Genomic DNA, 14,510 nt, shown 5'->3' on the forward strand with positions numbered 1-14,510 from the left:
GATGGAGGTAATGAGGCCGGTTTCTTCGGCCAGTCGGATAAAGTTTCCTGGGAGGACCAGTCCCAATTCTGGGTGTTGCCAGCGGATCAAGGCTTCCACGCCGACCATCTTTCCGGTTTTGAGATTTACCTGGGGTTGATAGTAAACTGCAAATTCTTCTCGCTCCACAGTATGACGTAATTGAGCTTCCAGAACCAAGCGTTCAAGAGCCTTCGCATTCATGGTTGAAGTATAAAATCGGTAGCTGTTCCGGCCCCATTCCTTGGCCCGATACATGGCAGCATCTGCATTCTTTAATAAAGTCTGGGCATCTTTACCATCATTGGGATAGAAGGCAATCCCTAAACTTGTGGTAATATGGAGTTCATGTCCATCCAGATAAAAGGGGGGTTTAAGGGTGTCCAGGATTCTTTGAGCAATCCTAGCCGCATCGTCTACCTGATGGATTCTCGGTAGGAGAATGGTAAATTCGTCGCCCCCCAGGCGGGAGATAATACATTCATCGCTTCCGAAGCGAGAGACGGTATCGCTTCTTCGTAAACAACCTACCAATCGTTTAGCAATTTCTCGCAACAACCGGTCTCCGAGGGTATGACCCAGGGTATCATTGATGGTTTTAAAGCGATCCAGGTCGAGGAAGATCAGGGCCAACGTTTGCTGGTTACGAGAAGCCTGGGCCAGGGCCAGATTGAGGCGGTCGTTGAAAAGTAACCGGTTAGGTAGACCGGTGAGGGCGTCATAATACGCAAGTTTCTTAACCATTTTTTCTGCCCGTTTGCGTTCGGTAATATCCGTCAGTGAGGAGATTACACCGGTAATGGCTCCCTTGGCATCCCGAAGGGGAGCTGCATTGAGGGATACAATCACTTGAGTTCCGTCAGGACGATGGATGACCTGTTCTACGCCATAAACGGGTTGACCCGTTCGTAGGACTTGAGTGAAGGGCCGCTTCTCATCGGGAAAAGGTTTTCCTCGTAGTGTCGTAATTTTCCAATCCTTCATCCTCCTTCCCTCTTTTCCATCCTGGTGGAAGGAAAGCGAAGAGGCCGAAGAGTGGGATATTCCGTAAATTTTCTCTGCAGCAGCGTTGGCAAAAATAATTCGACCTTCCAGATCTTCTATCAGAATGCCATCAGCAACCGTCTCAACGATACGTGCCAGACGTTCTTCATTTGCCCGAAGGGCTTCTTCTGCCTGCCTGCGCTCAAACAATTCCTGTTCAATGGAGGTGTATAATCGGGCGTTATCCAGGGCTATAGAGGCTAACTCGGCAAACCGGCTCAACAGCTTAACCTCGTCTTCGCTGAAGGTTCGATCTTCCTTAGAATAGGCCAGTCCGATCACCCCTACCGTCTGGGAATCCGATTTCAGCGGTACCGCTATAACTGCATGAAGGCCCTCACTTCTCATTTCCCCCTTACCCCCTCCTTTACCCTTCCCCCTGCTCTCCTCGTTTCCCTTCTCCCAACTTGGGAGGGGGGAATAGGAGGAGAGAGATGGAGAGGTGAGAGGGGGGAGGTAAGGAGCAGGTGAACGGCCCCACCAGGTCTGGTAATCTTCCACAATCAAAGGCTGACCGGTTTGCCAGATAATTCCTGCGATCCCTTCTCCGGGTTTGAGACGGTGACCTGTATACCGGCTATAAGCCCCCATACCTACCTGTAAAACCATCTCGGCTTCTCCCTCTTGAGCCAGGTAGATAAACCCATGAGGTGTTCCCAATAAAGCCCCGGCACGGGAAACAATGGCTTCAAGCAAGTCGTTCAATTTCAGCCGATTCATCAATCCCAGAGCCGTTTCGTGTAAAGCATCCAGATATTCATTCTGTTGGTTTAGTTTCTCCCTTACTCGCTTACGCCGGAAAATTTTTTTGATGATTCGTTTTATCCTCATCTTACGAGCTCCCTCCCTATCCATGCCTTTGGTACATCTTTTTCTGATTGAATATGTCGTTTACTATTAATTTTCTATATGAAGAGATTACATCCTGGGTAGAGGCGATCCAGCAGGGTCATCCTCCTATAGGTAGCCCCCCCTCGGCTCCTTTCAGGGGTAATTTTCTGACCTAACCCCCTTCCCCGCGGGAAGGGGGGATTCGTGAATGACCTGGGTTCCCACTCTCGCTTTCCCTTACGGGGAAGGGAAGTCAGAGGAGTCAGGTTTAAAAACCTGCCCCAGAAAGCCTAACCCCCTTCCAGGGGAAATTTAGAAGGTTACCTGCCGGATTCCTTCCTCGAGGGAGAAGAGGGGGGGTTCAGGTCGAAAATAAAGCTTTTCCCCTTCTTAACTGGATACGGATGGGACGGTCCCTATCCGTTATGCCACATTTCAACATTGATTTGGTATCATCCTTACAGACAGGGCTCCTGGGAAAGGGCTAGGAAAGAAAATCAGGAAGAAGCTATCTAATGCTTCGTTATTTCTTTCGGCAGCCCTTCTACCCTGGTGTCAGAGCACTTTAGGTCAGTGGCTTTCCGTCCTATGTTTTCACATAGTCTGGCCTTATCGAGAAATAACTTTCCATGCGCAGCTTTAAAACCTGTTCTGTTAAGATTAACAGCAACTCCAATGCCAAGAAGTTTTTAATCCTGAAGAATTTCTGTAAAGGAATTCTGAGAGTTTTATCTTCCTGGTTTTTTGCGTCTTATGGTTTCCTGAAAGGCGTCTAGAAATTAGACGTTTAAAACCCAAAACTTTCCGGATGGTCTCCTGGAACTTCAACCGAATACCTCTTTTAGGGGGAAAATAGAGGCTAATTACTTTTCAGGATAAAAATACCGGGAATAAAATACGAATTTGATTGTTTTAACTAAAAAACAGGATGAGAACATCAAAATAACAACCTAACATAACCAGTGAAATCCGATGATGGTGATTCTTACCGGCCGTTTCCCACACAGGCAGGATAGTCGGCCGGGAGGAGAAAGAAACCCTTCCGTACTGAACCTGAAGATTTTCAGATGAGCCTTTTCCTATTCAACAAAGGAGGTGCGAGATGCGACAAAATAAAAAGATGTGGCTGATACTACCGGCCATTATCATAAGCTTTATGGGGTCGTTTTCTGCCCAGGCCTATGAAGTTATGGAAGTTAAAGATGGAGGAACCCTAGAGGGAAAAGTAATATTTAAAGGAACCGTTCCTCCTCCTAAGGACGCCGTTATTACCAAAGATAAGGAAGTCTGCGATAAAGACGGGACCGGGATCAAGAAACTCCCCCAAATTAAGATATCCGGGGATAGTGGGGTCCTGGACGCTATTGTCTTCATAGACGGGATCGGCAAGGGAAAAGACTGGCCGAAACGGGAGGGAATTCCTTTTATCAACAATAAAAATTGCGAATTTGAGCCCTATGTGCAGGTGGTTCCTACAGGAACCGACTTCGAAGTGGTCAACAGCGATCCGGTTCTACATAACACCCATTCCTTTATCGATAAACGTACGCTGTTTAATTTGGCTCTTCCTAATCAAGGCATGCGGATTAAAAAGTCCATGCCTAAGAAACCTGAATTAGTAAGGTTTGAATGCGATGCCCATGGATGGATGTTGGGTTGGGTTTATGCTTCCGATAATCCTTACTATGCCGTAACAGGTGAGGGGGGAGCGTTTAAAATAGAGAATATTCCACCGGGTACTTATAAGGTTAAGGTATGGCAGGATTACGTGGGTACAAAAGAACAGGAGGTGACCATTGAGGCGGGGAAAACAACTACGTTAAATGTAGAACTAACTAAATAAGAAGAAAAGTCCAGGATTCTGAACCGACCGAGAGTGCAAGCCTCTGCTTCATCCCTTATCCTCCTTTCCTGAAACTTCAGGAAAGGGGAGCAAAGGGGTGAGGTACCAGATGCTCGCACTTTCGGATATGAATCAGGAGGGTAAAGTATGGAGAAGGATAAAGAAAAACAAGAGCTTCGAGGGGATTCATCCTTTATGATGACCCGTCGAACATTCCTTCATAAGACCGTCGTAGCCGGTGTGGCAGTAGGTGCGGCCTCCGTCGGCTGGTTCCCTACCATCAACACGATGGATATTGCCCTCGGTGCAGAAACTTTTAAGTTTGCCTGGATTTCGGACACCCATCTCTATCCCAAGGATGTTAATACCCGTTTTGTTGAAAAGGCGGTTCGGGCTGCCAAAGAGGTTCAGGCCATGAATCCTCCGGCAGACTTCCTCATCTTTGGAGGGGATTTATCCCAATTGGGTGAGAGGGTTGAGCTGGAGTTGGGTAGAGATATTTTATCCGAGATTACAGCCAAGAAATACTTTATCCCCGGCGAGCATGACTGGTATCTGGATATGGGGGAAACCTGGCGGAAGTTCTTTGGAGAGACTCCCTGGTACTTCGATCATAAAGGGGTTCGCTTCATCGGATTGAATACGGTGGCCTGGGCTCCGGATTACTGGACAGAGCGGAAATTGACTCCTAAGGAGCGGATGGCGGCTATGGCGACCCTGGATAGTATTATTGCGGGTCCCTGGGCAGCTGTAGAAAAGGAACAGCGTCAGTGGTTAAACGATAAGGCCTTATCCGGAATTTCCAAAGAAACTCCCATCGTACTGTTTACCCATACTCCTTTGTATGAGTACTATCCACCCTGGAACTTCTGGACTCGAGACTGGAAAGAGGTTCTAGAGATCCTCAAGCCGTTTAAAAATGTAACCAATATTCATGGACATACCCATCAGGTTCTCTATAACGAGATCGGTAATATGCGTTCTATCGGTATGCTGGCGACTTCCTGGCCCTGGCCTTATGCGCCCACGGGAGTGCCACCTCTCACCAAGCCCATGATTCGAGTAGACCCAGGAGATCCCTTTGATGGAGTTGGTTGGTCTAAGCTCACGGTAACCGATACCCAAAGAGTTGAAAATGAATATGTGATGTGGCGTAAACAGGTCTTTGCAGAGAGTCCTTCGGATCGTGGCGATGCCGATAACATCAACCAACGTCTGACGCCACGTATTGTGGAATTCTAAAAGAGAAGGAACCTTATCTTTCAACCTTTAGCCAAAGGAGGATGTGCCATGATAAAACAAAAAAAACTCCTGGCCTTTATAAGTTTATTCATCGGATTTTTGGTATTTTTTTCGGCTCTCCTGTTGAAGGAAATCTGGATCCCACCCTCTGCAGAAGCTCATAAGGAACCTCATACGCCTCAACAGCTTAAAGCCTTCCAGGATCAGTTCATGGCCATGGTCATCGAAGGGGATAAGCTCTTTCATGGAGGGGGAAGTGTTAAACTCAGCAAGACCGGAATGGCCTGTGCCATGTGTCACCCCTATGCTTCGGATACACATCCCCATGAGTTCCCCAAGTATCAGGAGCAAATGGGAAAATTTGCCACCCTCCGGGATATGATCAACTGGTGCATCGAAAAACCCAACGAAGGGGAGAAGATTGATCCGGAAAGTGACGCCATGAAGGCTCTGGAAGCTTATATTTACTGGTCCAATAAGGGTTCCGTTTTGGATCCGGGTCGTCATTAAAAGACTGAAGAGGCTGGAAACAAGGGGTTAACCGGGCAGGTTTCTAACCTCGGGTTTCCAGCCTCCAGGTTGATGGTATGTACCCCCTAACCCGACGACGCTTTCTCAAATTTTCGACCCTTTTCGGGATAAGCTGTAGCCTGTCCCTGGAGCCGGTCAAAACCCTGGCCGAAGAACAGATCCACCGGGTCACCGATGTGGATCACCTTACCGAGTTTGAAAAACTTCATCTTCCCAGGATTACGGCGCCTGATCTGACCGGAAATGGCCATGTCGTTCCCATTATCGTTGAAATGGATCACCCCATGGAACCGGATCACTATATTAAAAGTATTGAGATTCTCAATCGCAGGGACCCGGTGGTTTCCAAAGGACGATTCTATATGACCCCGGCCAACGGGGCTGCCTATCTCTCCACGCAGGTTCGTATGCATAGCGGCAGCTCGCAGGTGGAGGTTATTGCAGAATGTAATCAGCACGGAACGTGGATTGCCCAAAAGCCGATTACTATCAAAGAAGGAGGGGGCGGATGTGCTACCGAAACCGATGCTCAACAAGAAGAAACCTTTGATATTCGTCCACCAACCCTTAGAATTCCTCATTTGATCGAGGAAGGAGCTATAGTTGCTGGGGAAATTATCAAAATTCAGGTAAAATTTAAACATCCTAGCCGAACCGGTTTAAAACTGGTAGACGGGCAGTTCGTTCCGGTTAAGCCCCCTTTTTATGTGAAAACCATGGAGGTCTTTTACGACGGAAATCAAGTCAGTTTGTATAAGATGACAGAGGCTCTCAGTGACAATCCATTTATCGGATTTAAACTCAGAATCCATAAAGAGGCTCCCCTGCGCATCGTTTTTACGAACAGTCGGGATCAACGGTTCGAGGTCACTGAGAATTTTAAATTCGGATAAATATGAAAAACCTATACCGGATTCTGGTCCTTTTTCTCTTTCTCAGCTTATGTGGGATAAATTCGGCTTCTGCCGGTGAACTCTGGATTACCAATCAGTCTTCCAATACCCTTTCCATTATTGATACAGAAACTTATCAAACCCTGGCGACCCTTCCTTCCGGTGGGAGTGAACCTCACAATATTACCTTTAGTCCTGATGGTAAGGAAGCCTGGGTTTGTCACGTAGGTTCCAACAATGTGGCGGTCTTTGATGTAGGCTCCAGAAAACTTTTAACGATACTCCCGGGAGGTAAACGGGCCCATGCGGTTACCTTCACACCGGATGGTCGTTATGCCTACCTGGCCAATCCGGGCTCCAACGATGTCTGGGTCTTTGAAGCGGCGACTAAAAACCTAATCAAAGTTATTCCGGTGGGTGAAGCCCCCCAGTTAATTACTTTCTCCCGGGACGGAAAAAAAGCCTTTGTAACCAATAGCAAAAGCGAAGAGGTCTGGGTGTTGGATACGACCAGTTATGAAGTTCTTGCAAAGATTCCGGCAGGAAGGGATGTGATGGGTTGTGGGACTACCCAGGATAGTCGACATCTCTATGTAACGGCCGGAGGCGATAACGGAGTTGCACTCATCGATACCCTGGCGTATCAAAATGTAAAGTTTATAGAGACTGGGCTGGATGCCCATGGATTGGTGATTTCCCCCGATGATAAATACGTTTATGTCGCCAATCGGGGAGAGAATACGCTTTCGGTTATCGATAGCTCTACCAATCAAGTGATTGGAGCCATTCCGGTTGGGAAAAAGCCGGATATTTTAACCATTTCTCCAGATGGTCACTATGTTTATGTTACCAATCGCCTGGAGGATACCATTTCGGTGGTAGATACAGTCTCCAGGCAGGCTCTGAAAGTTATACCGGTAGGAAAGGAACCCCATGGCATTGCTTTAAAACCTTAAGGATTGGAAAGAAGAGTGGGATAAGGAAAGACAAAAGGCAAACAGTAGTCCTCTATAACACTGTTTACTTAATTTTGATCTCATGGTACGACTTTCACTTCCCAACTCCCCGCTCCCAGCTCTTCCCTCTCTGCCTTCTCCCTCCCTGCATGCGGGGAGGGAAGAGGTGGGGTGGGGGGGGGAGAGGGGCCGGGGGGTGAGGGCCCTTTAAAAGTCAAGCAAAACTAAGTAAACAGTGTACTACTTTTACCCTTTGTCTTTCTGTTTTCAGAATGGCCGACGCGGTTGAAGTCAAGCAAGAGGAACGGGAGCTGGCTCTGGAAGATGAGCTGGTCAACAAATCATTGGTTAAGAAATGGCTTTTATGGGGATTCGTCTGGGTACTCTTCGCCCCGACGGTCGGAGTTATTGTCTCCACGAAGTTTAATTACCCGGAATTTTTAGGTAATTCCCCCTATTTTACCTTTGGGCGACTTCGCCCGATTCATGTAAACGGTGTGATCTTAGGGGTTTTCAGTACCCTTTTCATAGGAATGTGTTATTATGTGGTCCCCCGACTTACCGGAACCCGGGTATATCTGGGAGACAAACTCGGTAATATCCTTCTGTGGGTCTGGAATCTGACCCTGGCCGGAGGATTTATTTCCCTGGCTTTTGGATCAAATCAGGGTATCGAGGCCGGAGAAGCTCCTTTAATAACCGATATTATTCTGGAAATCTGCTTTTTGATTTTGACGCTCCAATTCTTCGTGACCATTGCCAAACGGCGAGAAGAAAAGCTCTATGTAAGTCTCTGGTATCTCATCGCAGCCTTTGTCTGGACCGATATAAACTGGGCCTTTGGGAATTTTATCGTTCCATATTCGGTTCCGGGCATCAATAATGCTGCACTGCATGGACTTTTTATTCATTATGTGGTTGGGCTCTGGATTACTCCGGCCGGATATGTCATGATTTACTATTTTCTACCGGCTTCGGTCCGAAATCCCATTTATAGCCATAAACTTTCCCTCATCGGATTCTGGTCACTGGCTTTCTTCTATCCCTTTGTAGGAATCCACCATTATCTCTATAGCCCTATCGCAGATTGGGCTGAGACCCTTGCCATTGTCAGCAGTATGATGTTAATCATACCGGTTTGGACCGTCATCCAGAACTTCTTCGGGACGATGATCGGGCGATGGTCTCAATTCCATGAGAATTACACCGCCAAGTTTCTAATCCTGGGATCCATCATGTATCTATTCGGTTGTTTCCAGGGCTCTACAGAAGCTTTACGAAGCCTTCAACAGCCCACCCATTTTACAGATTTTGTTATTTCCCATTCACATCTTACAGTATTTGGAACCTTTGTGCTTTGGGTGTTAGGTCCTGCAATTTTTGTATGGCAGCGAATTACAGGGCAGGAGTTGTGGAGCTCCCGTATGGCAAACTGGAGTTTCTGGCTCATTACAGCCGGAATTTCCAGCATGGGCATCGGACTCACCTTTGGTGGATTACAGCAAGGTTATATGTGGATGAAACAGGTGGAATGGGTAGAGTCTGTGATTGCCACCAAACCTTTCTGGCTTTTCAGAACCTTTTCAGGAATCTCCATGGATATTGGAATGTCACTTTTGGTGATTAACTTACTCCTGACAACCAGAGCCAGATCTAGAACTGAGTTGCTGGGACGTACGGTACCCAGTATGTGAGAGGAGGCCATAGAACATGCGACATGCCAAAACCGTTGCGGTTATAGCCGGATTTTTATTCATCACCCTGGCGATTTTTGTTCAGGGATTTCTCCCGGCCATGCTTCCCCAGTCCCGGGAGAAAAGGGTTACCATGGCTGTGAGGACCCATCTGGGAGAGATCAAGTGGGTACAACATGAAGCCACCGATTATACGGAATTGGAAAAGCTAGGACGACGGGTCTACATCCGAGAAGGGTGTTGGTATTGCCATTCTCAGTATGTAAGACCGGTAGCCGGTGAAGATCAACGTTGGGGACCTGTCTCTCAGGCCGGAGAATATGCCTTTGATATTCCTCATCTTTTCTCCACCCGCCGCATTGGACCTGATCTGACCCGGGTAGGTTTAAAATACTCCGATGGCTGGCATTATGCCCATCACTGGGACCCTAGAATGTTGACCCCGGACTCCAACATGCCTTCCTTCCGATGGCTTTTCTATGATCCCATCCGGGTGGCCATAAAACGGGAGGGAGATACCCTCAGCCTGGATACCGATAACCCGCAGCTTAGAAAAACGTTCACGTTTAATCCAGATAAAGAAATTCATTTAACGCCCAATGAAGAGGGATTGGCCTTTACCAAGGAAACCGACGGCACGCCGGTTCTATTCTTTGGAAATATGTCCACCGAGTATTTTAAGAAAGATTTTGTGGATATTCTCATTCCCCGACAGGATCTACGAGGTTTGATAGCTTATATCCAGAAACTCGGTATGAATCGAGGTAACTGGCGAGATACCTTTGAACCTCAGCGGGTGTTTGCCACGGAGTTTGAAGTGCCGGAATCGGAGGAATGGATTGCCCGAGGCCGGGAAGTCTATCAGATGCGATGTCAGGGATGCCATGGGGTCAAAGGAGATGGTAACGGCCCGGCCGCTACCTTCTTCTCTGGAGAATTCCGACCCAGGGACTTTACCAGTGCTACCTTTAAATTCCGGACCACTCCCTCCGGCTCTCTCCCTACCAATGGAGATCTTTTGAGGACCATCACCGTGGGGGTACGGGGAACGGCTATGCCAACCTGGCACGAGTTGACCGAAAAGGATCGGCTGGCCGTGATTCAGTATATTAAAACTTTTTCGGAGTTTTGGAAAGAAGAAACCCCGCTACCGCCCATTGAAATTCCAAAACCACCCCCTGCCAGTCCGGAAATGATTGCCAAGGGAAAAGAAGCCTTTGAGTCGGCTAAGTGCTGGCAATGCCATGGGAGAGGAGGAAAGGGAGATGGACCTTCTGCCAATGAGCTTAAAGACGATTGGGGGTTCCCGATCCGCCCGGCCGACTTTACAAGGGGTATTTTTAAGTCGGGACCCGGCGTCCGGGATATCTTCCGGACTATGTCCACCGGGTTAAATGGAACTCCAATGCCTTCTTATATCGATACCCTTTCGGAAGAGCAACGCTGGCAAATCTCTTACTATGTCTTATCCTTTTCTGCTTATAGGGATCCCCTGCATAATAAAGAGTATGATATTCCCGAAGCCGTAAAAACTGCCCTGGATTCTCCCGATGTGCAGGCTCCGGATTCCAAACATGCTTTTAACCCTGCCACCTTGAAGAAAACGATGGCGGCAACCGTGGAGGATCAGTTGAAAGCGGCGAAAGAGTAATCGGCGGTGAGACCGATAACCTGCGTAAAACGGAATATGCGAGACGTAGCTTTACGTTTCACGATTCACGTTTTACGCCTTAGATTAATGAAAGATGTCTTTTTACTTGAGTTTCTAACCTTTTATGAGTTTTTTGTAGCCCTTCTCATGGGTTTTGCCGCTCTATGCTTTTTTATATGGGCTATTCTAACAGGAAATTTCAAAGATGTTGAAGCTATTAAGTATAAGGTCTACGAGATGGAGGTCGTCCATGAAGAGGGAAGAAAAGGAAAAAACAGGTGAACAAAGCTCAGATAAAAAATCTACTCCCCCGGTAGAACCTGTGCAGGGGAAGTATGGACCTGTGGAAGAATACCACTTCTCAGGCATCCGGGTCTACCATGGTATTGTTAACAAATGGCTCCTTATCGTCTACCTGGTCCTGGTAATATGGGCTCTTTTCTATCTCTTTAAACATTGGGGAGGACTTGGACCAGGATTGGGATTCTAAAGGAGAAGTTTATGTCCCTGGCAGAAAGAATCGTTTTTATTTTAGCCATCCTGAATCTGATATTTCTCGGACTGGAACTGTTATATAACATCTTAAACGCGCTCGTTGCTTATTTATAAAGACGAGCTTCCTGCTCATGTTTCCGAAAAGTGATTTTTAGAGGAACGACCTATGGTGTGTAAACATTGCGGGCTTCCTCTACCTTATGCCAGAAGCCGGGACTATCAGATCAGAAACCAGCTCAACATCCCCCCTGGCCCCCCTCCAGGGGGGATGAAGAACGAAACTGAAAAATCCTCAGAATTCAGGGATTCCCATTCAGAACTGGAAAAGGATCGATTCTGTTGCTATGGTTGTTATATTGCCTACCAGGTTGTAGGGGAAAAAGGGGAAGAGGGAGAAGCCTCCTGGAATTTAATCAAGTTAGGATTAGGCGTTTTTTTATCCATGAACGCCATGATGTTCAACCTGGTGCTTTACTTTGGAGATCTCCGGGAGATAAGTGCGGATCTCCTTCCCCTTATTCATTATCTCCTCTTTGTCCTTTCCACGCTGGTCATGGGCTTTCTGGGTCTTCCCTTTCTTTATAGCGCCTGGCGAAGTCTCCGACGGGTTTCTTTTACCATGGATAGTTTAATTGCCGTAGGAGCCTTCTCCGCCTATTTTTATTCCAGCTATATCACTTTCACCCGGCAACAGGGGGTTTACTTCGATACCGGCAATATGATCCTGGTTCTGGTAACCCTGGGAAGATTCCTGGAGGCAAAGGCTAAAGCCAGCACTTCGGATTCTATTCGAAAATTTCTTCAATTGGGAGCCTCAGAGGCAACCGTCCTGAAAGATGGAAAAATCCTGAAAGTTCCGGTCCAGGCTATCCAGGTGGGAGACATCCTCCAGGTTCTGCCTGGAGAAAAAATTCCGGTAGACGGAAGAATTATCCAGGGAGAAACCAGTGTGGATGAATCCATGCTCACAGGGGAGTCAAGACCTGTTCAAAAGGGTAAAGACGATAAGGTATTCGGTGCAACCCTTAACCGGGAAGGGTATATCTTGATGGAAGCAACCCATGTCGGTCAGGATACCGTCTTATCTCAAATTGTGAGGCTTATGGAACAAGCCCAACTGAGTCGAGCCTCTATCCAAAACCTGGTCGATAAGATTTCAAATCTGTTTGTTCCGGTTATCTTAAGTATAGCTTTGATAACATTTACGGTATGGTTTTTCAAGGGACATACAGAGGCTGCGTTACTGAACTCCCTGGCCGTATTACTTATTTCCTGTCCCTGTGCCCTGGGAATTGCAACCCCTATGGTAACCTGTATCGGTATCGGAAGGGCTGCAAGGGAAGGAATTCTTATCAGAACCGGGGAGGTTCTGGAAAAACTTCCTCGACTTCAATCCATTTTCTTCGATAAAACGGGAACCCTCACCCAGGGTAAAATGACCCTCTCTTCCTGGTTGATAGATCCTTCCTCCGAAGACTATGATGAGAATCAACTCCTGACCCTTGCAGCTTCTTTAGAAACCTGCTCTGAACATTCTTTAGGAAAGAGCATTGTAGAAGCGGCCAGACAAAGAAATTTGCCCCTTTATAAGGTCTTAGAATTCAAGGTAAAGCCGGGAATGGGTATTCAGGGGAGAATCCTCTGGAAAGAAAATCCGTTGGTTTACCTGGGTAGTGAGCGTTATTTTCGGGAAAATCATCTTGCCCTCTCAGAGACTCTCTTATCTGAAAAGGAACGGCTCCAATCGGTGGGAAAAACGGTCATTTTTTGTGGCTGGCAGGGAAAAGCCCGGGGCCTTTTAAGTTTCTCCGATGAAGTCAGAGAGGAAGCCTATCAGGCTATAAAGGCCTGCCGTCGGCTGGGATTAGAAGTCTCCATTTTGTCGGGAGATCATCCACTCGTGGCTTATGAGGTCGGCAAAAAGTTAAATATCTCCCGGGTTTACGCTCATTTGCTTCCTTCTGAAAAAGCGCAGGAAATCCAGAAAGCCCAAAATCAAGGCTACAAAGTAGCTATGGTAGGGGATGGAATTAACGACGCACCCTCCTTAGCTCAGGCCGATGTAGGGATTGCAATGGGTTCTGGAACGGATCTGGCCAAAGAAACCGCAGATATTAGCATTCTAGGAGGGGATTTGCGAAAGATCCCCTGGGCTATTCAGCTGGCCTCTGCCGCTTATAAAAAGATTCAAGAGAATTTATTCTGGGCATTCATCTACAATATCCTGGGTATCGCTCTGGCCGCTTCAGGGGTCCTGACCCCTATCCTTTCTGCAGGGATGATGGTGATCAGCAGTCTCTGTGTCATCGGAAATTCCCTGAGGTTACAAAAATTTAACGGTGGTGAGTAAGTGAGCAAGGGAGTAAGGGCCAGGGAGTAAAAAACAAAGGAGCAAAAGGTCGGGGAAACTCACTCCCTTACTCCCTTACTTGCTTACTCCCTGCGATGGGGTGACATATTTTCTTGCTTTCCTTTTTGGCCTCGTAGGGAGCACCCACTGCATTGGAATGTGTGGTCCTATGGTGGTCCTCTATTCAACCCGACCGATTTCTGTCGGTAGCCTTAAAATGGCTCCACGATCACGGGCCTTTTTGCATCGCCAGCACTTCCTTTTTAACCTGGGTCGGGTAGTCCTTTACACCTATTTCGGATTCATCTGTGGATTTGTGGGGTATCTCTTCCGTCTTCGCACAGAACTCGAAGGTTACGTCGGTTTATTGGGTGGACTTTTCATCGTCTTCATGGGATTTAGCCTGATAGGCTTTTCTCCTCAACTTTCCTTCCTGAATACCCTCCTTTCAAAATCGGCCGGGATCTTCCAGGCCATCTGGAGACAGTATCGCAAACTGGCAGATTCTTCTGGTGTGTTCCTTCTGGGCTGTGCCCATGGATTCCTCCCCTGTCCCCTCCTCTACACGTTGTTTGCCTTTTCAGCTTCTACCGGAGATCCTTTTCGTGGGGCTCTCCTCATGCTGGTTTTCAGCCTGGGGACCGTTCCGGCCATGTGGGGACTGGGAATCCTTTCGGGATGGTTCGATGAAAAAAAACGTAATAAAGTTTTACGCTTTATGGGCTTAGGGATAGCTCTCTGGGGAACAGTTCTTCTGAGCCACGGATTAAAAACTCTGGGTCTCCTTCCCCCTGAAATGTCCCACCGGATTCCGGAGATCCACTTCTTCCACTAAGAAACTACTACACTGTTTACTTAATTTCGATCTCATAGTACTGCTTTCACTTCCCAACTCCCCTCACCCCCATCCCCCCTAGCCCCCCAGTTCCCCCTTTCCGTAGGGGCGGGAGGCCTCCCGCCCC

Annotated in this window: 12 protein-coding genes and 1 riboswitch; of the genes, 11 read left to right on the forward strand and 1 reads right to left on the reverse strand. The window is 47.6% G+C overall.

Going from position 1 to position 14,510, the window contains the following annotated elements:
• The coding region (locus tag VNM22_09775; GenBank protein HWP47437.1) for a diguanylate cyclase at positions 1-1,893 on the reverse strand (1,893 nt) is incomplete at its 3' end.
• Between the two features lie 531 nt (positions 1,894-2,424).
• A riboswitch (cyclic di-GMP riboswitch) is annotated at positions 2,425-2,511 on the reverse strand.
• Positions 2,512-2,995: 484 nt separating this feature from the next.
• On the opposite strand from VNM22_09775, the gene VNM22_09780 reads away from it, so the two are divergent.
• From VNM22_09780 to VNM22_09830, 11 genes are all read left to right on the forward strand, one after another.
• On the forward strand, positions 2,996-3,736 hold the full coding sequence (locus tag VNM22_09780; protein ID HWP47438.1) for a carboxypeptidase regulatory-like domain-containing protein: 741 nt from the start codon (positions 2,996-2,998) through the stop codon (positions 3,734-3,736).
• 147 nt (positions 3,737-3,883) lie between these two features.
• Entirely contained in the window at positions 3,884-4,978 is a 1,095-nt protein-coding gene (locus VNM22_09785; protein ID HWP47439.1) for a metallophosphoesterase, read from the forward strand.
• Positions 4,979-5,026: 48 nt separating this feature from the next.
• Entirely contained in the window at positions 5,027-5,488 is a 462-nt protein-coding gene (locus VNM22_09790; GenBank protein HWP47440.1) for a hypothetical protein, read from the forward strand.
• 77 nt (positions 5,489-5,565) lie between these two features.
• A complete protein-coding gene (locus VNM22_09795) occupies positions 5,566-6,402 on the forward strand; it encodes a thiosulfate oxidation carrier protein SoxY (protein ID HWP47441.1) in 837 nt (278 codons plus the stop codon).
• 2 nt (positions 6,403-6,404) lie between these two features.
• A complete protein-coding gene (locus VNM22_09800) occupies positions 6,405-7,358 on the forward strand; it encodes a cytochrome D1 domain-containing protein (protein HWP47442.1) in 954 nt (317 codons plus the stop codon).
• Between the two features lie 272 nt (positions 7,359-7,630).
• Positions 7,631-9,052 (forward strand): cbb3-type cytochrome c oxidase subunit I, encoded by a 1,422-nt coding sequence (locus tag VNM22_09805; GenBank protein HWP47443.1) that lies wholly within the window; start codon positions 7,631-7,633, stop codon positions 9,050-9,052.
• A 16-nt stretch (positions 9,053-9,068) separates the two neighbouring features.
• A complete protein-coding gene (locus VNM22_09810) occupies positions 9,069-10,703 on the forward strand; it encodes a cbb3-type cytochrome c oxidase subunit II (protein HWP47444.1) in 1,635 nt (544 codons plus the stop codon).
• Positions 10,704-10,709: 6 nt separating this feature from the next.
• Positions 10,710-10,985: a hypothetical protein gene (locus tag VNM22_09815; GenBank protein HWP47445.1), complete on the forward strand. Its 276-nt coding sequence runs from the start codon at positions 10,710-10,712 to the stop codon at positions 10,983-10,985.
• Positions 10,954-11,193, forward strand: coding sequence for a hypothetical protein (locus VNM22_09820; GenBank protein HWP47446.1), 240 nt, complete (start codon positions 10,954-10,956; stop codon positions 11,191-11,193). The genes VNM22_09815 and VNM22_09820 overlap by 32 nt, the downstream gene beginning before the upstream one ends.
• 273 nt (positions 11,194-11,466) lie before the next feature.
• A complete protein-coding gene (locus tag VNM22_09825; protein ID HWP47447.1) occupies positions 11,467-13,548 on the forward strand; it encodes a copper-translocating P-type ATPase in 2,082 nt (693 codons plus the stop codon).
• 100 nt (positions 13,549-13,648) lie between these two features.
• The gene (locus VNM22_09830; GenBank protein ID HWP47448.1) at positions 13,649-14,383 is read left to right on the forward strand and encodes a sulfite exporter TauE/SafE family protein; all 735 of its coding nucleotides are present in this window, start codon (positions 13,649-13,651) and stop codon (positions 14,381-14,383) included.
• Positions 14,384-14,510 lie beyond the last annotated feature (127 nt).

This window comes from Candidatus Limnocylindrales bacterium (assembly GCA_035559535.1).
Classification (GTDB): domain Bacteria; phylum Moduliflexota; class Moduliflexia; order Moduliflexales; family JAUQPW01; genus JAUQPW01.

Bases quoted from the DNA above. Each gene is read 5' to 3' on its own strand.
- VNM22_09825 (HWP47447.1), top strand. From the start codon at position 11,467: ATGAAGAACGAAACTGAAAAATCCTCAGAATTCAGGGATTCCCATTCA.
- VNM22_09790 (HWP47440.1), top strand. From the start codon at position 5,027: ATGATAAAACAAAAAAAACTCCTGGCCTTTATAAGTTTATTCATCGGA.
- VNM22_09780 (HWP47438.1), top strand. From the start codon at position 2,996: ATGCGACAAAATAAAAAGATGTGGCTGATACTACCGGCCATTATCATA.
- VNM22_09810 (HWP47444.1), top strand. From the start codon at position 9,069: ATGCGACATGCCAAAACCGTTGCGGTTATAGCCGGATTTTTATTCATC.
- VNM22_09805 (HWP47443.1), top strand. From the start codon at position 7,631: ATGGCCGACGCGGTTGAAGTCAAGCAAGAGGAACGGGAGCTGGCTCTG.
- VNM22_09795 (HWP47441.1), top strand. From the start codon at position 5,566: ATGTACCCCCTAACCCGACGACGCTTTCTCAAATTTTCGACCCTTTTC.
- VNM22_09820 (HWP47446.1), top strand. From the start codon at position 10,954: ATGAAGAGGGAAGAAAAGGAAAAAACAGGTGAACAAAGCTCAGATAAA.
- VNM22_09785 (HWP47439.1), top strand. From the start codon at position 3,884: ATGGAGAAGGATAAAGAAAAACAAGAGCTTCGAGGGGATTCATCCTTT.
- VNM22_09800 (HWP47442.1), top strand. From the start codon at position 6,405: ATGAAAAACCTATACCGGATTCTGGTCCTTTTTCTCTTTCTCAGCTTA.